The 24,188-nt window shown below is 63.1% G+C and carries 20 protein-coding genes; 13 read left to right on the plus strand and 7 right to left on the minus strand.

Annotated features, from left to right (window positions below):
- Positions 1 to 57: 57 nt before the first annotated feature.
- Positions 58 to 2,076 carry a transketolase gene (gene tkt, locus JF290_RS01895; protein ID WP_199023030.1) on the minus strand — a complete coding sequence of 673 codons (2,019 nt, stop codon included), beginning with the start codon at positions 2,074 to 2,076 and terminating at the stop codon, positions 58 to 60.
- Positions 2,077 to 2,347: 271 nt separating this feature from the next.
- On the opposite strand from tkt, the gene JF290_RS01900 reads away from it, so the two are divergent.
- From JF290_RS01900 to JF290_RS01910, 3 genes are all read left to right on the plus strand, one after another.
- Complete coding sequence (locus JF290_RS01900) at positions 2,348 to 2,881, plus strand: hypothetical protein (protein ID WP_199023031.1); 534 nt, start codon at positions 2,348 to 2,350, stop codon at positions 2,879 to 2,881.
- On the plus strand, positions 2,881 to 3,276 hold the full coding sequence (locus JF290_RS01905; RefSeq protein ID WP_199023032.1) for a cell division protein ZapA: 396 nt from the start codon (positions 2,881 to 2,883) through the stop codon (positions 3,274 to 3,276). The genes JF290_RS01900 and JF290_RS01905 overlap by 1 nt, the downstream gene beginning before the upstream one ends.
- Before the next feature lie 269 nt (positions 3,277 to 3,545).
- Positions 3,546 to 4,724, plus strand: a complete 1,179-nt coding sequence (locus JF290_RS01910; RefSeq protein WP_199023033.1) for a hypothetical protein — start codon at positions 3,546 to 3,548, stop codon at positions 4,722 to 4,724.
- A gap of 42 nt (positions 4,725 to 4,766) precedes the next feature.
- Here JF290_RS01910 and grxD read toward each other — a convergent pair whose 3' ends face one another.
- The 3 genes from grxD to purL all read right to left on the minus strand — a co-directional run bounded on the left by grxD (position 4,767) and on the right by purL (position 7,770).
- A complete protein-coding gene (gene grxD, locus JF290_RS01915) occupies positions 4,767 to 5,129 on the minus strand; it encodes a Grx4 family monothiol glutaredoxin (protein ID WP_199023034.1) in 363 nt (120 codons plus the stop codon).
- Positions 5,130 to 5,197: 68 nt separating this feature from the next.
- Positions 5,198 to 5,440 (minus strand): BolA/IbaG family iron-sulfur metabolism protein, encoded by a 243-nt coding sequence (locus JF290_RS01920; RefSeq protein ID WP_199023035.1) that lies wholly within the window; start codon positions 5,438 to 5,440, stop codon positions 5,198 to 5,200.
- Positions 5,441 to 5,610: 170 nt separating this feature from the next.
- Positions 5,611 to 7,770, minus strand: coding sequence for a phosphoribosylformylglycinamidine synthase subunit PurL (gene purL / locus JF290_RS01925; RefSeq protein WP_199023036.1), 2,160 nt, complete (start codon positions 7,768 to 7,770; stop codon positions 5,611 to 5,613).
- A 150-nt stretch (positions 7,771 to 7,920) separates the two neighbouring features.
- Between purL and JF290_RS01930 the strand changes: the two genes are divergently transcribed.
- Positions 7,921 to 9,096 (plus strand): BamA/TamA family outer membrane protein, encoded by a 1,176-nt coding sequence (locus tag JF290_RS01930; protein ID WP_199023037.1) that lies wholly within the window; start codon positions 7,921 to 7,923, stop codon positions 9,094 to 9,096.
- A gap of 124 nt (positions 9,097 to 9,220) precedes the next feature.
- On the opposite strand, the gene JF290_RS01935 is transcribed toward JF290_RS01930, so the two are convergent.
- From JF290_RS01935 to JF290_RS01945, 3 genes are all read right to left on the minus strand, one after another.
- Positions 9,221 to 9,625, minus strand: a complete 405-nt coding sequence (locus JF290_RS01935; protein WP_199023038.1) for a hypothetical protein — start codon at positions 9,623 to 9,625, stop codon at positions 9,221 to 9,223.
- A gap of 129 nt (positions 9,626 to 9,754) precedes the next feature.
- Positions 9,755 to 12,049 (minus strand): mechanosensitive ion channel family protein, encoded by a 2,295-nt coding sequence (locus tag JF290_RS01940; RefSeq protein ID WP_199023039.1) that lies wholly within the window; start codon positions 12,047 to 12,049, stop codon positions 9,755 to 9,757.
- 318 nt (positions 12,050 to 12,367) lie between these two features.
- Positions 12,368 to 13,273 carry a LysR family transcriptional regulator gene (locus tag JF290_RS01945; RefSeq protein ID WP_199023232.1) on the minus strand — a complete coding sequence of 302 codons (906 nt, stop codon included), beginning with the start codon at positions 13,271 to 13,273 and terminating at the stop codon, positions 12,368 to 12,370.
- 159 nt (positions 13,274 to 13,432) lie between these two features.
- Here JF290_RS01945 and JF290_RS01950 point away from each other — a divergent pair, with 159 nt between their 5' ends.
- The 9 genes from JF290_RS01950 (at position 13,433) to JF290_RS01990 (ending at position 24,130) form a co-directional block, all read left to right on the plus strand.
- Complete coding sequence (locus tag JF290_RS01950; protein WP_199023040.1) at positions 13,433 to 16,855, plus strand: indolepyruvate ferredoxin oxidoreductase family protein; 3,423 nt, start codon at positions 13,433 to 13,435, stop codon at positions 16,853 to 16,855.
- Between the two features lie 232 nt (positions 16,856 to 17,087).
- Entirely contained in the window at positions 17,088 to 17,897 is an 810-nt protein-coding gene (locus JF290_RS01955; protein WP_199023041.1) for a glutamate racemase, read from the plus strand.
- A gap of 92 nt (positions 17,898 to 17,989) precedes the next feature.
- On the plus strand, positions 17,990 to 19,018 hold the full coding sequence (argC, locus tag JF290_RS01960) for an N-acetyl-gamma-glutamyl-phosphate reductase (protein WP_199023042.1): 1,029 nt from the start codon (positions 17,990 to 17,992) through the stop codon (positions 19,016 to 19,018).
- Positions 19,019 to 19,026: 8 nt separating this feature from the next.
- Positions 19,027 to 19,473 carry a cytochrome c maturation protein CcmE gene (gene ccmE / locus JF290_RS01965; protein WP_199023043.1) on the plus strand — a complete coding sequence of 149 codons (447 nt, stop codon included), beginning with the start codon at positions 19,027 to 19,029 and terminating at the stop codon, positions 19,471 to 19,473.
- A 110-nt stretch (positions 19,474 to 19,583) separates the two neighbouring features.
- A complete protein-coding gene (locus JF290_RS01970; protein WP_199023044.1) occupies positions 19,584 to 20,195 on the plus strand; it encodes a holin-associated N-acetylmuramidase in 612 nt (203 codons plus the stop codon).
- Positions 20,186 to 20,764: a holin family protein gene (locus JF290_RS01975; RefSeq protein ID WP_199023045.1), complete on the plus strand. Its 579-nt coding sequence runs from the start codon at positions 20,186 to 20,188 to the stop codon at positions 20,762 to 20,764. The genes JF290_RS01970 and JF290_RS01975 overlap by 10 nt, the downstream gene beginning before the upstream one ends.
- A gap of 76 nt (positions 20,765 to 20,840) precedes the next feature.
- Positions 20,841 to 22,811, plus strand: coding sequence for a heme lyase CcmF/NrfE family subunit (locus JF290_RS01980; RefSeq protein WP_199023046.1), 1,971 nt, complete (start codon positions 20,841 to 20,843; stop codon positions 22,809 to 22,811).
- A complete protein-coding gene (locus JF290_RS01985; RefSeq protein ID WP_199023047.1) occupies positions 22,808 to 23,284 on the plus strand; it encodes a cytochrome c-type biogenesis protein in 477 nt (158 codons plus the stop codon). Before JF290_RS01980 ends, JF290_RS01985 begins: the two co-directional genes overlap by 4 nt.
- A gap of 69 nt (positions 23,285 to 23,353) precedes the next feature.
- On the plus strand, positions 23,354 to 24,130 hold the full coding sequence (locus JF290_RS01990) for an enoyl-CoA hydratase-related protein (RefSeq protein ID WP_199023048.1): 777 nt from the start codon (positions 23,354 to 23,356) through the stop codon (positions 24,128 to 24,130).
- The last annotated feature ends 58 nt before the right edge of the window (positions 24,131 to 24,188 follow it).

Below are 24,188 nucleotides of genomic sequence, written 5' to 3' on the forward strand. Positions count from 1 at the left end.
CACTGCGTGCAACCCAGCGCCCATCCGGTCTTGCCGGGGGCGCGGGATAGGGCCGTGTCAGGCCAGCAGCGATTTCACCTTTGCTACAGTCGCCTCGGCTGTGATGCCGAATTGCTCGAACAGTTCTTCTGCCGGGGCAGAAGCACCGAAATCATGCATGCCGATGAAGCCGGCTTTCTCGCGTCGACCGCGTTCGCCGAACAACCATCGATCCCAGCCGAAGCGAATTCCGGCCTCGATCGCCACGCGCACCGGGCCTGCGGGCAGCACGCGCTTGCGATAGGCCTCGTCCTGCTCTTCGAACAATTCCCAGCAGGGCATCGAAACAACCCGAGTGCCGATTCCCTCGTCTTCCAGAATCCGCCGCGCTTCGAGTGCCACGGACACCTCCGAGCCGGTGGCCAGCAGGATCGCCTGCCGTTTCGCTTCGGAGTCTGCCAGCACATAGGCACCCTGCGCGGTCAGGTTGCGCTGTTTGTGTTCGGTGCGCACGGTCGGCACGTTCTGCCGCGTCAGGGACAGCACCGAAGGCGTCTCCTTGCTGGTCAGCGCCAGCTCCCAGGCTTCGGCGGTCTCGACCGTGTCGGCGGGCCGAAACACGTTCGTATTGGGCGTCGCGCGCGAAATGGCCAGGTGCTCGACCGGCTGGTGCGTCGGTCCATCCTCGCCAAGGCCAATGCTGTCATGCGTCATCACGAAGACGGTCGGGATCTTCATCAGAGCCGCCAACCGCATGGCAGGGCGGGCGTAGTCGGTGAAGCACATGAAAGTGCCGCCATAGGGGCGGATGCCGCCATGCAGGACCATGCCGTTCATCGCGGCGGCCATGCCGTGCTCGCGGATGCCCCAGTAGACATAGCGACCCTTGCGGTTCTCGGGGCTGAAGACGCCCAGATCCCCGGTCTTGGTATTGTTCGACCCCGTCAGGTCGGCCGAGCCGCCCACGGTCTCGGGCATCACCGGATTGACCACTTCCAGCACCATCTCGCTCGACTTGCGGGTCGCGACGCTGTGTCCGGCTTCGGACGCCTGCTTCTTCAACGCCCGGATGGTCGCGCCAAGACGCTTGGGCACGTCCCGCGCGTAGGCGCGGTTGAACGTGTCGCGGCGGCGTTCGGACAGTTCGGACAGCCGCGCCTCCCAGTCGGCGCGCTGGCTCGCGCCGCGGGTCCCGATCGCCTCCCACTGCGACTTGATCTCATCTGGCACGACGAAAGGCCCGGTGTCCCATCCATAGGCATGCTTGGCCGCGCGCAGCTGGTCCGGATCGGTCAGCGCCCCGTGGCCCTTGCTGGTGTCCTGCGCCGCGTGACCCAGCGCGATATGCGTCTTGCAAGCGATCATGCTGGGCTTGCGGCTCTTCTTGGCTTCGGTCAGCGCCTCGTCGATGGCCTGAGGATCATGCCCGTCGATCTCGATTACCTGCCAGCCAGAGGCGCGGAACCGCGCCACCTGGTTGGTGCTGTCGGACAGGTCGACCGCGCCATCGATTGTGATATTGTTGTTGTCCCAGAGCACGATCAGTTTGCCGAGCTTGTGGTGCCCGGCAAGACCGATGGCCTCCTGGCTCACGCCTTCCATCAGGCAGCCGTCGCCGGCGATGACATATGTGTAATGATCGACGACCTTCTTGCCATAGCGGGCGCGCTGGATTTCCTCGGCCATGGCAAAGCCGACCGCGTTGGAAATGCCCTGGCCCAGCGGGCCGGTCGTGGTCTCGATCCCGCCGGCATGGCCGTATTCCGGATGCCCGGCAGTGCGCGCACCCCATTGGCGGAAATTCTTGATCTGCTCCAGCGTCATGTCCTCGTATCCGGTGAGGTAGAGCAGCGAGTAGAGCAGCATCGAGCCGTGCCCCGCAGACAGGATGAACCGGTCACGGTCGGGCCAGTTGGGTGCCGAAGCGTCGAATTTCAGGTGCTTTTCGAACAGCACGGTCGCCACGTCCGCCATGCCCATCGGCATCCCGGAATGGCCGGACTTGGCGGCGGCGACGGCATCCAGCGTCAGCGCGCGGATGGCTGTGGCCTTGGCCCAGTGATCGGGATTGGCGGTGCGCAGGGCATTGAGATCCACGGGACGGTTCCTCTTGGCAGGTGACGGCGATTGGCCTGCTCAATACCAGCCGCGCCCCAAAGATCAAGCGCAACGGGCGCGCATGGCGCACGCCATGTCAGCACCGCGCTCCAAGCCGTTGAAACCAAAGGCTAGGAAAATTGCGCAGGTCGTGGCTAGACTGTTAACACCTGCGAAGAGAAATGATTCGAGCCGGCACAGGATTGACCTGACGGATCAAGGTATTAGGGTGCACGCGGTCGGCCGTGACCGACGCGGAAAGGGATAGGGGATGAGTCAGATCGACGACTTGCAGAGCCGCATCGCGGCAGCGATGGACAGGATCGGCGCCGGGGTAACAGCGCTGGCCGAGCGGGAAGTCGCCACAGCGCCCGATCCCGAGCTGCTGCAGGCGCTGGAAGACGAGAAACTCGCCAATGCCCAATTGCAGGAGCGGCTGCGCGCGCTGCACGCCAAGCATGAACAGGATCTCGCAGAGCTCAGGGCCGAACTGGACAATTCGACCGAGTTGCAGACCTTGCGGGCCGAACTGGCCGCCCAGACCGACGCGTTCGGCCGGCTTGATATGGATGTGCAACGCCTGCGCTTCGCCAACGATCAGCTGCGCGAAATCAATGCCGCGCTGCGGGCGGCCAATGAAAGCGGTGTCGGCGAGCCGCACCTGATCAACAAGGCGATGCTTGCGGAACTGGAAGGCCTGCGCGCCGCGCGCGCCACGGATGCGGCCGAGGTCGGGGCCGTGCTGGCCCGGCTCGAACCGTTGCTGGCCAACGCCGGCAACCTGCCGGAAGGGGAGGACGCCTGATGCCGGAAGTGACGATCATGATCGGGGGACGCGGGTTCGAGGTGTCCTGCCAGGAAGGCGAGGAAAGCTATCTGCGTTCCGCCGCGCGGATGCTGGACGAAGAGGCCCAGGTGCTGGCCGATCAGATCGGCCGGATGCCCGAGGCGCGGATGCTGCTGATGGCCGGCCTGATGCTGGCGGACAAGACCGCTGCGGTCGAGGATCGCATTCGCGAGGTCGAGGCCACTCTCGCGGAACGCGAGGCCGAACTTGCGCGGTTGCGCGCCGCGCCCCGGCCCGAACCCGAGCGCGTCGAGGTACCGGTGGTGCCGACCACTGTGACCGACACGCTCGCGGAACTGGCCGCGCGCGCTGAAGCCCTTGCCGCGGAGGTCGAGGAAAAGGCTGCGGGGTGATCCGACGCACCTTCGGGTTTCGCGTTAACCTCCTGTAAACAGAAATGAATTTGTTTCGCGCGCGAAACAAATCTCTGGAAGCCGTTGATTTTGCATGACCGGCCGTGGCGCAAGGGTGCGAAAAACGGGCTGTTTCCTGCTTTTTTGACAGGTTTCCCGCGCCAAGCGTTAACGCGCCCGGGCTACGGTTCGGCGAGATTGAGTTCTCGCGCCTGCTCGCATAGCATGAGTGCATTCCGCACACGAATTTCAAGCACGGAGCGATTTCCATGGCGCATTCAGGTGATCCCCCGGCTGCCCACAGCTATACTGCCGACAAGACGGACTGGATGTACGCCATCGCCATCGCCATCGGCGCGGGCGTCGCGGTCGTTGCAATCCTCGGTGTCACCAATGCCGCCTTCGGTCGGATCGAGGCGGTCATGTCCGGGTTGATGCTGGCCGGGGCCTCGGGCTTGGTGGGTGCGTTCCTGGGCTTCCTTTTCGGCATCCCCCGTTCCAAGCAGGCGCAGGCGCAACTGGCGCTCGAGGAGGGGCGCAGCGCGCGGGAATACCTGGAAAACACCAATCTCGAACAGATCTCGGACTGGCTGACCAAGATCATCGTCGGGCTCACGCTAGTCCAGTTCGAGCAGATCAAGGCCTTCGTGGTCGGGGTCGGCGCCGTCTTCGGCAAGGTTTTCGTGGCGACACCGGCCACAACAACGGCTGACACGGCTGGCGCGATTGCCGTGGCGGTGATCCTCTACTTCGTCATCGCGGGGTTCCTGTTCGCCTTCCTGTGGACCCGCATCCACATGGAAAACGTGCTGCGTCAGCAAAGTGCCGAGGGCGACATCGCGATCGAGCGCCTGCTCGAGCGCCGGCAGGAGCAGGAAAACATCGCCAACGCCAAGGCGTTCGAACTGACCGACGCCTATCTCGACCCTGCGGCCGATCCGAATGCAAAGATGTTCGACAATCTCGAGGAGAAGGTGAAAGAGTCCTCGTTGATCGCCCGCACGATGATCTTCGACCGCGCCCGCACTGTGCGGCAAAAGAACTGGCGCGATGGCGGCAACAAGAAGCTGATCGACCGGACGATCCCGATCTTCCGAGGCCTGATCGCCGCAGCCCCCGACCGGCAGCACCGGAACTACGGGCAGTTGGGGTATGCCCTTGTGAAAGCCTCGCAGCCCAACTGGTCCGAGGCGCAGGCGGCGTTGGAAAAGGCGATCCGGCTGCGCGGCGACGACGATTCAGGGCAAGGCTACTACGAGTTGAACTTGGCCGTCGCGCTGATCAACCAGGACCCCGACTTCCTCGCCGGCAAGGCCTCGACCGCCGCCACGCGCGAGCGCGTCGCCGGACTGCTGGACCGTGCCGGCGAAGTGGTTGATCTGAACGGCGAGCCTGCCATCAAGTCATGGGCGGCGTTGAACGACTACCGGATCAAGCCGCCACGATAGTGCGGTGGGCATTTGGTGGCCGGCGCGCCGGGCAGGCCTTGTTCAGCCATTGGCTTCGCGGATCTTCTCGGCGGCATCCTTGTCATAGGCCACGCCCTTGCTGTCGAACAGCGTGTCCAGTTCGCCCGAGAGCGTCATCTCGGTGATGATGTCGCAACCGCCGACGAACTCGCCCTTGACGTAGAGCTGCGGCACGGTGGGCCAATCGGAGAAATCCTTGATCCCCTGGCGGATCGCCTCGTCTGCAAGCACGTTCACATCGGCGAAATCGACACCCATGTAGTTCAGCACCCCGGCCACTCGGCTGGAAAAGCCGCATTGGGGCATTTCCTTGGTGCCTTTCATGTAGAGCACCACGTCGTTCTTGCTGATCGTGTCCTGGATCTGGGTGGCAGTGTCAGTCATGTCGCGTTTCCTTCGGTTCGTTTCTGGCGGCGCGGTTCAATGGCCGCACCAAGCGGAGAGCGGTGGCGTCAGTCCGGCGCCTTGGTCGTCAGCGCCAGCGCGTGCAATTCACCCGCGGAGCCGTCCATCTTGCCCTTGAGTGCGGCATAGACCGCCCGTTGCTGTTGCACCCGGTTCTGACCGCGAAAGCTCTCGTCGATCACTTCGGCGGCATAGTGGTTTCCGTCCCCGGCGAGATCGGTGATCGTGATTTTGGCGTCCGGAAATCCGGCGCGGATCAAGTCTTCGATTTCATGGGCTTGCATGGCCATGTCGGGCGGTTCTCCTGTTGTCCTTGCAGCAGATGTAGGGCGATGCGGCGAGCGGCGCAAGGGAGCGTGCGCCACTTGACCGGCGTGACTCAAAGGCGCGGGCTGCGCCCGCATTCCCCGGGCTGGTCTGGCGCCGGTCGCGCCGTCGCATTCCAGCCTAAAGCTTCGGGTCAGGCGACGGCGTCCTGAAATGCGCTGCGATAGAGGGTTGCGAGGTCGGCGAGCGGTGCGGCGCTTGCGCCGATCTGCACTGTGTCGCCGGCAAAACGGCCCACCGACGCAATGGGAACGCCTGCCTGGCCTGCGGCGATCATCAGCGCCTCGGCCTGGTCGAAATTGCACGCGACCAGGTAGCGGCCCTGGTCCTCGCCGAACAGCATCGCGGTCGTGGCGTCATCCAGAAGGACGCCGACGCCCGCGCGTTCGGCCATCTCGAACGCGGCCAGCGCAAGACCGCCGTCAGAGAGATCGGTACAGGCCTTGATCAATGTGCGGTTGGCGCGGATGAAATCGCCGTTGCGCTTTTCAGCGTCCAGGTCGACGGCCGGTGCGTCGCCGTCTTCGCGGTTGAACACCTCGGCCAGCAGTGCGGATTGGCCGAGGTGACCGGTGGTTTCGCCGATCACCAGCGCGACGTGGCCATCGCGCACGTCACACCCGATGATGTCATCGGTGTGGGCCAGAAGGCCGACCGCGCCGATGGTCGGAGTGGGGAGGATACCGGTGCCGTCGGTCTCGTTGTAGAGCGAGACGTTGCCAGACACGATCGGCATGTTCAGCGCCTTGCAGGCCGCGCCGATGCCCTTGATCGCCCCCACGAACTGACCCATGATTTCGGGCTTTTCAGGGTTGCCGAAATTCAGGTTGTCGGTGCTGGCCAGCGGAAGAGCGCCGACGGCGGTCAGGTTTCTATAGGCCTCGGCCACCGCTTGCTTGCCGCCTTCTTCCGGGTTGGCGCGGACGTAGCGCGGGGTCACGTCGCTGGTGAAGGCCAGAGCCTTGTCGGTTCCGTGCACGCGCACGATGCCTGCGCCGAAGCCCGGAATGCGCGCCGTGTCGGCCATGACCATCGAGTCGTATTGCTGGTAGACCCATTGCTTTGCGGCGTAGTTCGGAGACGCCACGAGGCTGCGCAAACCGTCGATCGGATCGATCTGGGGAACGTCGGCGAGCGGTTCCGCCGGGGCCGTCGCCTCCCAGGGGCGGTCGTATTCGGGCGCTTCGGAGGACAGCTTGGACAGGGGAACGTCGGCCATGACCCTGCCGCCGTGTTCGACGATGAAGCGATCCTCGGGGATGGTCTCGCCGACGATGGCAAAGTCCAGATCCCATTTCTCGAATACCGCGCGGGCCTCGGCTTCGAGTTCGGGCTTGAGCACCATCAGCATCCGTTCCTGGGATTCCGAGAGCATCATCTCGTAGGCAGTCATGTCGGTTTCGCGCTGCGGCACCGCGTCGAGGTTGAGCCGTACGCCCAAGCCCCCCTTGTCGCCCATTTCGACGGCGGAGCAGGTGAGACCTGCCGCCCCCATGTCCTGGATCGAGATCACCGCGCCGGTGGCCATCAGTTCGAGCGTCGCTTCCATCAGGCGCTTTTCGGTGAAGGGGTCGCCGACCTGAACGGTGGGGCGTTTCTCCTCGATGGTGTCGTCGAATTCAGCCGAGGCCATCGTGGCCCCGCCGACACCGTCGCGCCCGGTCTTGGCGCCGAGATAGACCACCGGCATCCCGACGCCCGAGGCGGCGGAATAGAAGATGCCGTCGGTGTCGGCCAGCCCGGCGGCAAAGGCGTTGACCAGGCAGTTTCCGTTATAGGCCGAATGAAAGCGCACCTCGCCGCCCACGGTCGGCACGCCGAAGCAGTTGCCATAGCCGCCGATGCCTTCGACCACGCCGTTGACCAATTGCCGCGTCTTGGGATGGTCCGGTTCGCCGAAGGAGAGTGCGTTCATCGCCGCGATGGGGCGCGCGCCCATTGTGAAGACATCGCGCAGGATGCCGCCGACGCCGGTCGCGGCCCCCTGGTAGGGTTCGATATAGGAGGGGTGGTTGTGGCTCTCCATCTTGAAAACCACGCATTGCCCGTCGCCGATATCGACGATCCCGGCGTTTTCACCGGGACCGCAGATCACCTGAGGGCCATCCGTGGGCAGGGTGCGCAGCCATTTCTTCGAGGATTTGTAGGAGCAGTGCTCGTTCCACATCGCCGAGAAGATGCCCAGTTCGGTGAAGGTCGGCTCGCGCCCGAGGATCTCGAGAAGGCGGTCGTATTCGTCGGGTTTCAGACCGTGGCTTGCGATCAGGTCGGGCGTGATTGCGGGCTCTTGCATGATGGTGCTGACTCTCCGGCGATGGCGGTGATTTCGGCCCTTTTAGGGCATGGTCCGGGCCGGGGAAAGGGGGAAGACCCGTGTTGATATTTGCTGTCCTGGCTTTAAGACGTGCAGGGGTGTGGCAGTACAAAAAAAGGGGCGTGCAACATGCGGATCTTCGGACTGATCCTCGCTGCGACGTTGTCCTTGCCACTTGCAACGCGAGCACAGGACAGGGTCCCGGATCCGGTTCAGGCCCCGCCAGTTTCGCCCGAGGGCGCGGATCAGCGCGCGTTTCTTGATCTGTTCTTCGATGAGAGCGACGGCAAGTTCGACATTTCCGACTACCTGTCGCGCGGCGGGTTCATCCCGGTTCCGATCATCATAACGGAACCCGCGGTCGAAGGCGGATTGGGTCTCGTCCTTCAATTCATCTCCTGGCCCGATGGCCGGCGCGAGTCGCTGACCCGCCGGATGCTGGGGGCCGCCCGGACCGGCAACGGCTCCTATGGCTACGGGTATTTTCAATCCGGCACGGTGCTCGATGGACGTCTGAGCTATCGTTTCGGGGTGGGTAAGGGCGAATTGACGATCGCAGCCTATCCGGGCGGCGGGACGTTTCCACTGGAGTACACGACCGAGTTCACCTACGGCGTTCTCGGCTCGGCCCGATGGGCGTTGAACGATCCGCGGTTCTCGGTCGGGGTGAACTGGGATTTCCGCGAGATCCGGACGACGCTTGCGCTGCCCGGCCTGCCCCCCGCGATCCGGCCTGATATCGACCGCACCATCAGGACCGGCGCATTGGGCCTCGGGTTTCATTTCGACAGCCGCGACAATCCTTTGACGCCGACCGAAGGCGTGAACGTCTATCTCGACACCAAGTTCAACACTGACGCTTTCGGCAGCGACCGGGCGTTCGACGTGTATGACCTTGCGAGCTTCGGCTTTGGCAGGCTGGGATCGGACTGGCGATACGGCATGATGACGTCGGCCAGCCTCGTAACGGGAGATGTGCCGTTCAATTTCGTGCCGAGCATCGAGAATCGGGGCGTCCCGGCCAACCGCTACCAAGGCAAGCTGGTGCTGAATGCCGAGGCGGAACTGACCCGGCAATTGAATGACCGATGGAGCGTGCTCGGCTTTGCCGGGGTCGGCTATGCGGATGCGCGCGACTCGCGCCTGTTCGCGGATTCCGGCGCGATCTACAGCGGCGGTGTCGGGGCGCGTTACCGCATCGCGCGCAAGCTTGGGGTGGATGCCGGGATCGACCTGGCCTTCGGGCCGGAAGAGCCGGTGATCTATTTCCAGTTCGGCCATGCCTGGATGCGGTGGATGGACTGAAAAAAGGCCGGGCGCGTGGCCCGGCCAGTGTTGGCCATCCGGGGAAGTGAGGCACGGACAGAGACACCCGTGTCGGGACGGCCTGATTCGGCAAGACAATCCAGCCGAACACCTGGGATGGAAGTTACTTGTCGAGGATTCCCTCTGGGTCCAGCAGGGCGTCGGGGTTCTTGGCTGCGTAGCTGTCGAGCTTCATCTGCAGTTCTTCGCGGGTTTCGAACAACTCGATCGAGCTACCGGATTCCCACTTTTCGTCAAGATCGAATATCCAGCCGCTGAAGGTGTTCATGGCGCCGTCGTCAAAGGCGACAACGAGCTGTCGCTTGAAGCCTGGTTCGGTTCTTGCATCGATCACCGTTCCGACCTTGACGCCGTTCACGTCCAGAACAGGGTTGCCGATGAATTCCTGGTTCTCTTCGACGAAGGTTTCGTCGCTGTCATTCGGGGTGGCGCTTTCGGTCAGGACCAGTGCGCTGGCAGAGCCTGCAAAGGCAAGCGCTGCAAAGGTGAGTGCGGCTTTGCGGAACATGACGTTCTCCTTTCCTGCGGCCGTGTGCCGTGTTGTGCGGAAAGAACGTCATGGTGCGCGAAACGGTTCCGCCGCCACCGGGGTAGATCGCGGCGGAAATTTGCCGATACGGTTCGCGCTATCGCGGGCTCAGCGGTCGTCCTGCTTCTGCCCGCCGCCTTTCTGGTCGTTCTCGATCTGGGCCTGGACAACACCGCTGGCGGCGGCACCGATAGCTTCCTTGTCGGCCTCGCTCAGGTCTTCGGCATGTTCGAGCCCTGGGATGGCCACGCGGACCTCGCGGCGCGCGAATTCGATGCCGTTCGCTTCGAAAGCCTCCTGCACGCGATTGTAGATTTCCTTGCGGATCATGAACTGGGTGCCGGGCTTGGCCATGAACTTGCCGCGAATGGTGATACCCACATCGTCGATGGCCGACACGCCCTGGCTTTTGAACGGTTCGAGGAAGTCGTCCTTGAACCGCTCGTCTTCCAACATCTGCTGACCGATCTTCTTGAAGATCTTGCGCACCTTCTCGGGATCGACATCGAAGGGAACGGTGAACTTGAGCTTCATGATCACCCAGTCGCGACTGAAGTTGGTGATCTTGGGAATCTCGCCATAGGGCAGGGTGTGCACGAGCCCGAGATGGTGACGCAACTGCATCGAGCGGATCGAAATCTTTTCGACCGTGCCCATCGTGCCATCGACCTCGACGTATTCACCGACGCGAAAGGCATCGTCGATCAGGAAGAAGATGCCTGACACGACGTCGGCCACGAGCTTTTGGGCACCGAAGCCGATCGCCAGGCCGAGGATGCCGGCCCCGGCGAGCAGGGGGGTGATGTCGATGCCGAGGGTGCCGATGGCCAGCAGGGAAAAGATCACCACGATTGCGATCTGCGCCGTGACCCGCAGGAGCGGCAGCACCGTGGCAAGACGCGAGCCACCCGCGCCGCCGCCATCGCTGGCGCTTTCCTCGTCCAGCGGCGCGGCGCTGGTCTGCTCCTTGGCGAGTTGACGGTTGATCCAGAGCGAGACCACCTCGTAGACGATGTAGCCGACAGCGAGCGTCATCAGGAATTCGATCAGGTCGGTGCCGAAGCCTTGCCGCGCCGCGCTGAAATCGGCGATGGAGATGTCCCAGCTGCGTGCGATCAGGATCAGCACGATACCCGACATGATCACGCGGCCGATGCGGATATAGCTGCGCTTGGTGCTGACATAGGCGCGCTCGGCGACGGGGCCTTCGCCGATCATCGGCGGCACCAGGTGACGCACCAGCCCGCGGATCACGGTGTCCAGCGCCGGCGCGGCCAGCAGCCAGAACATGGTGACGTAGTGCGCGCCCAGCAGGATCTGGGCGGTCTTGCCCAGTCCGGTCATGGTGGTGACGATCACCCACATCGCGGCGGCGACACCGACGGCGAAATAGGGATAGCCGCGGGCGACCCATTCGTCGAACTCGGTGCGATCGGGATCGGTGCCGCGCATCATGTCCGAAAGCCCATCACGCGCTTTCCAGGCGATAAAGATGACGTAGAGATAGACCGCCGAGTCGAGCCAGAAGCCGAGCCGGATCTCGGACAGCGAGCCGCGTTGCGTGAGGTTGAAATCGACCATGAAGATCGTCAGCCCGGCGAGGATGACCAGCCCGACCTGGTGGCGCATCAGGAAGCGCGCGGTTTGGTCATTCACATTGACGAGGCGCATGCTCGACTGTTTCGGCGCGAGGATGAAGCGCGACACGGCCGCCGCGAGGCGCGGCCACCAGATCAGGTAGGTCATCAGGGGTGCTGCGAAAACCAGCTGCTCGGGCGTCATGATCAGGCGACCGACGATGCGCGCGGCGAAGTAGAAGATGATGAGGCCGAAGATTTCGCGCATGAAGCGGCGGAACAGGAAGGTGACGGACTCGCGCAGGGTCGCGGTTTCGGTCGGGTCAGCGTTCTTGCGCCAGGCCTTGGTCAGGCGTTCGGCGACCTGTTCGACCACGTAGGCGATACCGACCGTAAGCGCGATGAGACCGAGCAGGGTCATCACGCCCGCGGCTCCACCGAAGGACGCGACGAAGCCGGCGATCACCTTGCCTTCTTCGCTGACAAGGTGGGGCAGTTTCACGACTGCATCCAGCACGTTTGTGTAGAACGCCGTCCACCAGCTGTGGAGCGTCGCGAAGAGGGTCTGACCAGTTGCGGCGGGGGTGTCTTGCGATTCCTCTTGGGCCACCGCGTCGAGCCGGTCGAGCAGCATTCCGCGCACCTGATCATCGGACATGCGCGCAACCATCTCGCGCACCGCTTCGGGGGTCAGCGGGTCGGGCAGTGTGGTTTCCTGTGCCGCAGCGTCCGGCGACGTGCTGGCTTGTCCCTGCGCGGAAACCGGTCCGAGGACGATGAGCAAGAGGAGCGTCGCGGTGAGCGCAGCGCGGATGAGGTGGATCATTGGAACGCTCCGGGCTTGGTATGAGGCTGTTCGGCCTGAAAAGAGGCAGTTCAGACTTGCGTAAGCCCAATTTCGCGAGAAATCCATGCGACGCGAGGATTTTTCCCGCCGCGTTGCTGCGCCGCTCCAGTCGGGGCATGGGCCGGGCGAAAAAAAAGGCCGAGCACTAAGCTCGGCCAAAGTCCAACAGGGAGGTATGAAGATGATGAGCGTTTGAGCATCATCGCCTTCATGCGTCCAATTAGGCAGCAGTCTGTGAACGATCAAGGAAAATCACGCTGCGCGTGTGGCAAGCCCGTTATGCGATTTTTGCATGGCTCAGGTTTTTTCCTGTGTCCTGAGCGACTTGCGATACGCGATGATCTCTTCCTGGACGAAATCGCGGAATGCGGCGATACGCTGGGATTGGCGCAGTTCCTCGGGATAGGCGAGGAAGACCGGCACCTCGGCCGAGCCGATCTCGGGCAGGATGCGCACGAGGTCCGGGAAGTCCTGGGTCACGTAGTCGGGCAGCACTCCGATGCCGAGATTGTTCAGGACGCCCTGCAAGACGCCGAAATAGTTATTGACCGTCAGGGTCGAGTGCGGATTGCAGGTCATGAGGAGCTGGACCAGTGTTGCGCCTGCGCTGACTTGAGCCGAGTCTGTATTCTGGCAGATCAGGCGATGATCGGCGATGTCGTCCAGTGTTTGCGGGGCGCCGTTCTTTTCGAGATAGTCACGCGATGCATAGAGCAGCATCTGAACTGACATCAGGCGTTTGCGGATCAGGTCTGCCTGGCTTGGCTCCTTCATCCGGATGGCCACGTCGGCCTCTCGCATCGGCAGATCGAGCACGCGTTCCTCAAGCATCAAATCGACCTTGAGATCGGGATACTTGTCGTAGAGTTTTGGCAGCCGCGGGGCGAGCCACAGCAGGCCGAATCCGAAGGTGGTGGTGACGCGCAACTCGCCGAACACCTCTTCTTCGCTGTCCTTGATCCGGGCCGAGGCGGTTTCGAGCCGCTTGGACATGGCGCTGGTCGCGTCATGCAGCAATTCGCCCTGTTCGGTGAGAATCAGGCCGCGCGCATGCCGGTGGAACAGGGTCGCGCCGAGGCTTTCCTCGAGCGCGCGGATCTGGCGGCTGACTGCGGATTGCGACAGGTTGAGGCGGTCCCCGGCGTGGGTCAGGCTGCCCACATCGGCCACCGCGTGAAAGATTCTGAGCTTGTCCCAATCCATCAGGGTCACTTTCGGTATGTCTTCGGTGCACTATATGAAAGGGCAAGGGCTTCGGCTTGCAACAGCCGTGACGCCGGGAAAAGCGATTATTTCCGCTATACAGGTCACTAGTTATGACCTATTATCACCATTGAACAGTCTGACGTTGGGAGGCGTAGCATGTCCACACAGAAGATTTCCCTGACCGACCGCTTCGATCTGAGCAAGAGCCCGGTTCTGCTGAACGGAACCCAGGCGCTGGTGCGGCTGATGCTGATGCAGAAGGCGCGCGACCGCGCCGAGGGCCACAATACCGCCGGCCTTGTCACCGGGTATCGGGGGTCGCCGCTGGGCGCGGTCGACATCCAGATGCAGCGTGCCGCCAAACCGCTGGCCGAACACGACATCACCTTTCAACTGGGTCTCAACGAGGATTTGGCGGCGACCGCGCTCTGGGGATCTCAGCAGGCCGGTCTGCACGGGGACGGCAAGTTCGACGGGGTTTTCGGACTCTGGTACGGCAAGGGGCCGGGCGTCGATCGGTCGGGTGACGTGATCCGGCACGCCAACATGGCGGGGACCAGTGCCTTGGGCGGCGTCATCATGGCGATGGGGGACGATCACACCGGCGAAAGCAGTACGACTCTGCACCAGAGCGAATGGGCGCTGATGGATGCCTATATGCCGATCGTCAGCCCGGCGGGAGTGCAGGAAATCCTCGACTACGGTGTCTATGCCTTTGCGTTGTCGCGATTTTCCGGTCTGTGGGCGGGGCTGAAGGTGATGAAGGACACGATCGAGGTGACATCGGTCGTGGACGGCGATCCGCAACGGATGCAACTGGTCAGGCCCGAGTTCGAGATGCCTGAAGGTGGTCTGAACATCCGTCTGGGGGACACGCCGCACGCGCAGGAGCCGCGCGTCATCGACTACAAACGCTTTGCCGCCGAAGCCTTCAGCCACGCCAACCGCATGGACAAGCGGATGTGGGGCAAACCCGGCGCCAAGATCGGGTTCGTAGCGGCGGGCAAGAACTGGCTCGACCTCGTTCACGCGATGAGCCTTTTGAACATTGACGAGGCCGAAGCCGAGCGGCTGGGCATCACCACCTACAAGATCGGGCAGGTGTTTCCTCTCGACATGAAGGGCTTCCACGACTGGGCCGAAGGGCTGGATCTGATCGTTGTGGTCGAAGAGAAGCGCAAGCTGATCGAGGTGCAGATCAAGGAAGCGATCTTCGATGACCGTCGGGGCCGCCGCGTCTGGGGGTGGCACAAGGGCGGCGGGGCCGGTTCGATGCACGGGCCGGAGCTGTTTCCGACGCAAGGCGCGCTCGACCCGATCATGATCGCCGAACGACTGGGCAAGATCCTGATCGAGGAAGGGCGCGAGACCGACGGCATCCGCGCCGGCATGGCCGCGCTGGACGACGCGCGACGCAACGACAATGCCGAGGATATCGCCGCGCGTCTGCCCTATTTCTGCTCGGGCTGTCCGCACAACACCTCGACCCGCGTGCCGGACGGAAGCCGTGCCTATGCCGGGATCGGTTGTCACTACATGGCGCAATGGATGGATCGCGCCACGCAGGGATATACCCACATGGGGGGCGAGGGCGCCAACTGGATCGGCGAGGCGCCGTTTTCCAATACGCCGCACGTGTTCCAGAATCTTGGCGATGGCACCTATAACCATTCGGGCATCCAGGCGATCCGCGCGGCGGTCGCTGCAAAGACAAACATCACCTACAAGATCCTCTACAACGACGCGGTCGCCATGACGGGCGGGCAGCACAACGAGGGCGACCTTGATGCACCGCGCATCGCGGCCGAGTTGAAGGCGATGGGCATCAAGCAAATCGCCGTCGTCTATGACGAGAAGGAAGAACCCGCGCGCGATCCTTTCCCGACGGGTCTGGAATGGCACGAACGCGCCGAGATGGAAGCGGTACAGAAGAAGTTTCGCGAGATCGAGGGCGTCTCGGCGATCATCTACATCCAGACTTGCGCCGCTGAAAAACGCCGCCGGCGCAAGCGCGGCACCTTTCCCGACCCGGACAAGCGGGTGTTCATCAATACCGACATCTGTGAAGGCTGCGGCGATTGCGGCGTGCAATCCAACTGCGTGTCGATCGTGCCCGAAGAAACAGAACTGGGACGCAAGCGGGCCATTGACCAGTCCTCCTGCAACAAGGATTTCTCCTGTCTCAAGGGGTTCTGTCCGTCGTTCGTGACGCTCGAGGGTGCGAAAGTGAAGAAGGAGGCAACGACCGATCTTGATCTGCCGGACCTGCCGACTCCCGACCTGCCGGCCATCGACGGCACCTACAACATCGTGATTACCGGCGTCGGCGGCACCGGGGTCGTGACCATCGGTGCATTGCTCGCGCAAGCCGCGCAGCTTGACGGCAAGGGCGCGGGCATGATGGAGATGGCTGGCCTGGCTCAGAAGGGCGGCGCCGTGCATATCCATTGCCGGCTGGCCAACGCGCCCGCGGATATCAGCGCGATCCGGGTCGCGACCGGCGAAGCGCATGCGCTGATCGGCGGTGACCTCGTCGTGTCAGCGGCGGCCAAGACACTGGGACTGACCCGCACCGGGCAGACCGGCGCCGTGGTCAACAGTCACGAGATCATCACCGGTGATTTCACCCGCAACACCGAGTTCGCCCTGCCGGCGGACCGGCTGGAACTGGCGTTGCAGGCCCGCATCAAGGAGCGGCTGGACTTGTTTGATGCCTCCGATCTCGCCAAGGCGACGCTGGGGGATTCGATCTATTCCAACATGATGGTGTTCGGTGGAGCCTGGCAGCGCGGGTTGATCCCCCTCAGCCTGGAAAGTATCCATCAGGCCATCGACCTGAACGGTGCGGCGGTCGAACGCAACAAGCGCGCCTTCGACATCGGCCGTTGGGCGGTTCTGCACCCGGCCGAGGCGGCAGCGATCCTGAAGCCCAACGTGGTCGACATGCCCAAGTCGCTCGAAGAGAAGATCGCCTATCGCGCCGATCACCTTGTTGCCTATCAGGGCAAGCGGCTGGCGAAACGTTATCGCCAGCTGGTCGATGGGATCGACGACGCTCGCCTGAAAGAAGCGGTAGCCAAGGGGTATCACAAGCTGTTGTCCTACAAGGACGAATACGAGGTCGCTCGGTTGCTTCTGACAAGTCAGGAGAAGGCCGCTGCCGAGTTCGACGGCGATTTCAGGATGACCTTTCACCTGGCGCCGCCGATCCTTGGTGGCACGGGCCCGGACGGGCGCCCGAAGAAGCGCGCCTTCGGGCCGTGGCTCAGGACCCCGTTGAGGGTGCTCAAGGCGTTCAAGATGCTGCGCGGGACACCGCTGGACCTGTTCGGCTACAGCGCCGAGCGCAGGATGGAGCGCGCCTTGATCCGGCAATATGAAGCGGACATGAAAGAAGTGCTTCCCAAGGTCACGGCCGCGACGCTGGATATCGCCGTGGCGCTAGCGGTATTGCCGCTGGACATTCGTGGCTTCGGTCCCGTCAAGGCGTCGAACGAGGCCAAGGCGGCGAAGCGGCGCGAGGAGCTTCTGGCTGCGTTCCGTCAGGGTGGGCCGGACATGGCGCAAGCTGCCGAGTGATTGTTGTCTGGCTGCCACCGGGCGTTCACTGAGGCCGTGCAAGATCTGGGCCCACGAAGCAACCCGACGTGGACTTGGCATTGGACGCGACATTCTGGCTCCTGTGGCGGCAGGCTATAAACAGACGATGGATTTCCTCTGGAAAGCCACCTATGACTTGTTCTCGACGCCGCTCGTCGTTCTGGACTGCGGCTTGGAGTTCGAGGACCGGCACCGCGCCTGAGATACTGACATGGCAGTTGGCATTTTCGATTCCGGCCTTGGCGGGCTGACCGTTCTGGCCGCGGCGCAGGCACGGTTGCCCGACGTGGAGTTCCTGTATCTCGGCGACAGTGCCCATGCGCCCTATGGTGTGCGCGATGCCGATGACGTCTATGATCTGACGGTGAAATCCGTGCATCGGCTCTGGGACGGTGGTTGCGACTTGGTGATCCTGGCTTGCAACACGGCAAGTGCCGCGGCGCTGCGTCGGATCCAGGAGGCTGGCTTGCCCAAGGGCAAGCGCGTGCTGGGTGTATTCGTCCCGCTGATCGAAGCGCTGACCGAGCGGCAATGGGGTGATAACAGCCCGCCAAGAGAAGTTGCTGTCAAGCATGTTGCGCTGTTCGCGACCCCGGCGACGGTTGCCAGTCGGGCTTTCCAGCGGGAACTTGCCTTCCGGGCCATCGGCGTTGATGTCGAAGCACAAGCCTGCGGCGGCGTGGTCGACGCGATCGAGGAAGGCGACATGATCCTGGCCGAGGCGCTGGTGCGCAGCCATGTCGATGCGCTGAAACGCAAGATGCCGCACCCGCAGGCGGCAATTCTTGGCTGCACGCATTACCCGCTGATGGCGGATGCTTTCCAAGAGGCGCTGGGGCCGGACGTGACCGTGTTCAGCCAGGCAAACCTGGTGGCGGAAAGCCTCGCGGATTACCTTCAACGCCATCCCGACATGTTGGGAAACGGGGCGGCCGGATACCTGACGACGGGCGATGCCAGGCGTGTCAGCGACCGGGCGACGCAGTTCCTCCGACGACAGATCTCCTTTTCCCCGGCCTGATTTTTATCAAGGCCCGCGCGAGTCGTTTCGCGCTATTCCGGTGTCGACCCGTGCGGCATCATCATCGAGACATCAATGACTGAAGGTCCGACATGACCCACAAGATCGCAATCCTTGGCGCCAGCGGATACACCGGCGCCGAACTGATCCGGCTGATCGCCGGCCATCCGAACATGGAAATCGTCGCCCTGTCGGGGGAGCGCAAGGCGGGGATGACCCTGGCCGAGGTGTTTCCGCATCTGCGCCACCTGGACCTGCCGGCCTTGTGTCGGATCGACGAGATCGACTTTTCCAATGTCGACCTGTGTTTCTGCGCCTTGCCGCACAAAACCAGCCAGGAGGTCATCCGCGACCTGCCGGCTGACCTCAAGATCGTCGACCTGAGCGCCGATTTCCGGCTGCGCGACCCGGCGGCCTACGAGAAATGGTATGGCAACGCCCATGCGGCGCTCGCACAGCAGGAAGAGGCGGTCTATGGGCTGACCGAGTTCTATCGCGACGAGATCAGCGCTGCGCGGCTGGTGGCAGGAACCGGGTGCAACGCGGCGACGGGACAATTTGCGCTGCGGCCGCTGATTTCAGCCGGTGTGATCGACTTGGACGAGATCATCCTCGACTTGAAATGTGCGGTTTCGGGTGCCGGGCGCAGCCTCAAGGAAAACCTGCTGCATGCCGAGTTGAGCGAAGGCTACAACGCCTATGCCATCGGTGGTACGCATCGCCACCTCGGCGAGTTCGACCAGGAGTTCAGCGCGTTGGCAGGGCGACCGGTGCGGGTGCAGTTCACGCCACATCTGATCCCGGCCAACCGGGGCATACTCGCGACTGTTTATGTCCGGGGCGAGGCGGAGGAGATCCACGCGACGTTCCAGCGCGCCTATGAAGGGGAACCCTTCATCGAGGTTTTGCCCTTTGGCGAAGCGCCGAGCACGCATCACGTGCGTGGGTCGAACTTCGTGCATCTGGGCGTCACGTCGGACCGGATCAACGGCCGCGCGATCGTGATCGCGGCGCTGGATAACCTGACAAAAGGTAGCAGTGGCCAAGCGTTGCAAAATGCCAACCTGATGTTACGTGAAAAAGAGACCGAGGGTCTGATGATGGCCCCGCTGTTTCCATGAGGTAGCCGATGAAGAGCCTTAAGAAGAAACGCCGTGTTCAGGTCATCGTGGTCGCCGCTGTCGCGTTGACGGTGGCGACCGGAATGATCGGGTATGCGATGCGCGATGGAATCAATTTCTTCCGCGCGCCGAGTCAGATCATGGCTGAACCCCCGGCGCCGGGCGAGGTCTTCCGCATCGGTGGCCTGGTCGAAGAAGGCAGTATTGTGCGCGGCGAGGGCGAGACGATCCGCTTTGTCGTGACCGACGGCGGCGCTTCGGTTCCCGTGACGTTCTCGGGCGTACTGCCCGATCTCTTTGCGGAGAACCAGGGAATGGTGGGTACCGGGAGCTACGTGAACGGCACCTTTGAGGCCACTGAAATACTTGCGAAACATGACGAGACCTACATGCCCGCGGAAGTCGTTGATGCGCTCAAGGAACAGGGCGTCTACAAGGAGCCTAGCGGCAGCTGACGCGCTGTCGCATTGTCTTTCGAAGCAGATTGAATTCGTAGCGCACGGTCGGGTTCCCGGTCGTTAACCCATTTGCAGCAGTCTTCCCGACGTATTCTTGGGAGACTGTCATGCAGACTGTGCGTGAAATTGCAGAAGAGATTGTGGCCCGCGAGGGCGGCTATGTGAACGATCCCGACGACCCTGGCGGCGCCACGAATTTCGGCGTCACGATTCACACAATGCGCCGGCTTGGACTGGACCTGACCGGCGATGGTGAGGTCGGCGTGGCCGATGTTCGAGCCCTGAGCCGGGCGCAGGCGGTCGATATCTTCATAACCCACTACTTCGTGCGGCCACGGATCGCGGATATGCCGGCGGCTCTGCAGGCGAGCCTGTTCGACATGTACGTCAATGCTGGGGCGAATGCGGTGAAGATCCTGCAGCGAATGCTGCGAGACATGGGATATGCGGTGGCGGTCGATGGTGCGATCGGACCGCAGACGCTGAAGGCGGCCGAGGATGCGGCGCATCCCGATCCGTTGGTGCTGCGGGACGCCTATGGGGTGGCACGGCGCAACTACTATTTCCGTATCGGCGATGGACGCGTGGCGAGCCGGAAATACGCCCGAACGCGCGCCGGCGGAAAAGGCGGCTGGATCAGGCGCGCCGAGGAATTCCTGTCGCCGAAGTACCATATGACGCAGGCGCAATTTCAACAGAGGGTGGCAGCATGGGGCTGATCCAGGGATTTCTGAGCATGATGTTCGGCAACGGACGCAACATCATTCGCGAGACTGCCGAGGTCTTTACCGAGAACGCGGAGGCCGGGGCGCAGCGCGCCCGCCAGGTGCAAAGCCAGGCGATGCAGCAGTTCGGCGCCGAATTCGTGGTGCCTCGGCAGGGGCGGTTCGATCAGGTCATGGACGGTGTGAATCGCTTGCCGCGACCCGCGCTGGCACTGGGAACGCTGGGCCTGTTCGTGGCGGCGATGATCGATCCCTTGTGGTTTGCTGCAAGGATGCAAGGCATCGCCCTCGTGCCGGAACCGCTGTGGTGGCTTCTTGGGGTGATCGTCTCGTTCTATTTCGGCGCGCGACACCAGCTGAAAGCGCAGAGCTTTCAGCGCGAGGTCGCCGCGACCATGGCGCGCGTGCCGCAGGTGGTCGAGAACATTAACACGCTGGAGCGGATGCGCGCGGACAGTCCGGGCGCTGCCGATCCGGGGCCGGATGCCCAATTGAACGTGGCGGTGCTGCGAAGCGAGGAGAATCCGGCCTTGCAGGACTGGAAGACCGCCCGCAGCGCCTGAGGCTTGCGACAATGTGAACCGCCGTCCGTGCCGAATACCGTTGGCCGCAGGGCGGCGGGGGTCTATACCTTTGAGCATGATTACAGAGCTCGGACATTTCTGCCTCATCCTCGCATTCATGGTGGCCATCGTGCAGATGGTCGTGCCACTTGTCGGGGCGCATAAACGATGGACCGGCTGGATGGCGGTCGCGGAACCTGCTGCGACAGTGCAGTTCCTGCTGACGGCCTTTGCCTTCGGCGCTCTGACCTGGGCTTTCGTCACCTCGGATTTCTCGTTGCAACTGGTGGTCTTGAACAGTCATTCGGCCAAGCCGATGATCTACAAGATCAGTGGAACCTGGGGCAACCACGAAGGTTCCATGCTACTCTGGGTTTTGATCGTGACCCTGTTCGGCGCGATGGCGGCCTGGTTCGGGGGCGGATTGCCACCCAGCCTGAAGGCGCGTGTTCTGGCGGTTCAATCTGCTATCGCGGTCGCCTTCTTCGCCTTCATCCTGTTTACCAGCAACCCGTTCATTCGACTGGCTGTGCCGCCGTTTGACGGGCAGGATCTGAACCCGCTGTTGCAGGACCCGGGTCTCGCGTTTCACCCGCCGTTTCTCTATCTCGGCTATGTCGGCTTGAGCATGGCGTTTTCATTCGCTGTCGCGGCGCTGATCGAGGGGCGGGTCGATGCCGCTTGGGGGCGCTGGGTGCGGCCCTGGACGTTGGCCGCTTGGGTCTTCCTGACCATCGGTATCGCGCTTGGATCGTGGTGGGCCTATTATGAGCTGGGTTGGGGCGGCTTCTGGTTCTGGGACCCGGTCGAAAACGCCTCTTTCATGCCTTGGCTTCTGGCGGCGGCGCTGCTTCATTCGGCGATCGTGGTTGAAAAACGCGAGGCGCTGAAGAGTTGGACCATCCTGCTTGCAATCCTCGCCTTTGGCTTTTCGCTGATCGGCACGTTCATCGTGCGCTCGGGTTTGCTGACAAGTGTCCATGCTTTCGCCAACGACCCGGAGCGGGGCGTATTCATCCTGATCATCCTGGCAGTGTTCACCGGCGGCGCGCTGACGCTTTACGCCATGCGTGCCGGAGCGATGGAAGCCAAAGGTGTGTTCGGTGTCGTGAGCCGGGAAAGCGCTCTGCTGACAAACAACATCATCCTCGCAGTGTCGTGCTTTGTGGTCTTCGTCGGCACGATGTGGCCGGTGATCGCCGAGATGTTCTTTGACCGCAAGCTGAGCGTCGGACCGCCGTTCTTCAACATGGCTTTCACGCCCTTCATGGTGCTGCTGGGGATAATCCTGCCGGTTGGCGCGATGCTGCCGTGGAAGCGCGGCAAGCTGGGGCGCGCCATGTGGCCCCTGCGCTATGCTTTCATGCTGGCTGTGGCCTTGGGGCTGTTGGCGTGGGCCATGCAGACCGGGCGCAGTGCCTTGGGGCCTGTCGGGCTGTTCCTTGGCTCGTGGGTTGTGTTCGGCGCGCTGGTCGACCTTTGGTCACGCACGGGGCGAGGCTCGAACCGTCTTGCACGTCTGACCCGCTTGCCGCGCGCCGATTGGGGCAAGGCGACGGCACATGCCGGTCTGGGGATCACCATGTTCGCCATCGCCGGCCTGACCGCATGGGAGCAGGAGGATATCCGGGTCGCACAACTGGGGGAACCATTTGAGGTCGGCGCGTTTACTCTGACGCTTGACGACGTGATCGACCTGGAAGGACCCAACTACCTGTCCACGACGGGACTCGTGACCCTCGCAAAGGACGGTCGGACCTTGGCGCAGTTGCGCCCGGAAAAGCGGCAGTATCCGGTGGCGCGGATGCCCACGACCGAGGCGGCGATCGACTACCGGTTCCTGCGCGATGTCTACGTCGTGATCGGTGATCAACAGACCAATGGTGGCTGGACAGTGCGGACATATATTAAGCCGCTGACCAACTGGATATGGGCCGGCTGCATCCTGATGTCGTTGGGCGGAGCGCTGAGCCTGTCCGACCGCCGTTTCCGGGTCGCGGCCGGCGCGCGCCGCCGTGCCGGAACGCAGGGACTGCCCGCCGAATGAAACGCACACTTCTCAATCTGGCGCTGGTCTGTGCGCTCGGGATTGCATACCTTGCGACACCCGCGCAAGCGGTTCTGCCTGACGAGGTGCTGGACGATCCGGTTCTCGAAGAGCGAGCGCGTGAGCTGAGCCGGGAGTTGCGCTGCCTTGTCTGCCGCAACGAGAGCATCGACGAGAGCAACGCCGACCTTGCGCGCGATCTGCGCCTTCTGGTCCGCGAACGCCTGGTCGAGGGAGACAGCAACGAGCAGGCGCTCGAATTCATCGTGGATCGCTATGGCGAATACGTTCTGCTGCGCCCCACGACCGGGGGATCGAACTGGATCCTCTGGGCGGCGGGTCCGCTGATGCTGTTGTTGGCCGGCGGCGTCGGTTATGGCTATCTGCGCGGCCGCGAGGCCGCGCCCAAGACACAGGAAGCCGCGCTCTCGGAGGCCGAACAGGAGCGGTTGCGCCAGATTCTCGAGGATTGACGCCCGGTTCCGCTTTTCCTGCAGGCCGGTTTCGGGCAGGTTCCGCGCAACCAACAGCACGAGGGCGTCATGGAATATCAGACAATCACCGTGGACATTACCGACGGGCTGGGCATCGTGACCCTTAACCGGCCGGACAAGATGAACGCTCTCACCACGCAGATGCGGGCTGAGATCGCCTATGCAATGCGCGAGACCGCCAAAGAGGCCCGTGCCATCGTCCTGACCGGGGCCGGGCGCGCCTTTTGCACCGGGCAGGACCTGGGCGATCGGAGCGATGCGACCCAGATCGACCTCGAACGCACCCTGCGCGATGAATATGCACCGATGCTTGCGTCGATCTATGACTGCCCGGTGCCAACCATCGCGGCGGTCAACGGACCGGCGGCCGGGGCAGGGGCGAACCTCGCGCTGAGCGCCGACGTGGTGATCGCGACCGAGAGCGCCTATTTCCTGCAGGCCTTCACCCGCATCGGGCTGATCCCCGATGCTGGCGGCACCTGGTTCATGCCGCGCCAGATGGGGCTGGCCAAGGCGATGGGCGCGGCTTTGTTCGCGGACAAGATCAGCGCCCGACAGGCCGATGAATGGGGACTGATCTGGGAAGCGGTCGAGGATGGCGAGTTCGACGCACACTGGCGCGCGCGTGCCGCGCACCTTGCCGCCGGACCGACCGCAGCCTATGCGGCGGTCAAGAAAGCCATTCGCGGCTCCTTCGGCAAGGAACTGGAGGATCAGCTGGAAACCGAGGCGCACCTGCAGGGCGAATGCGGCAAGTCGCGGGATTTCCGCGAAGGTGTGTTGGCCTTCCTGCAGAAACGCCCGGCGAGCTTCGAAGGCCGCTGAGCCAGAGGGAACACAACACCGGTCAGAATGAAAAACGGCCCGCCCTCTTTGCGAAGGC

This window comes from Sedimentitalea arenosa (genome assembly GCF_016428585.1).
GTDB lineage: Bacteria > Pseudomonadota > Alphaproteobacteria > Rhodobacterales > Rhodobacteraceae > Sedimentitalea > Sedimentitalea arenosa.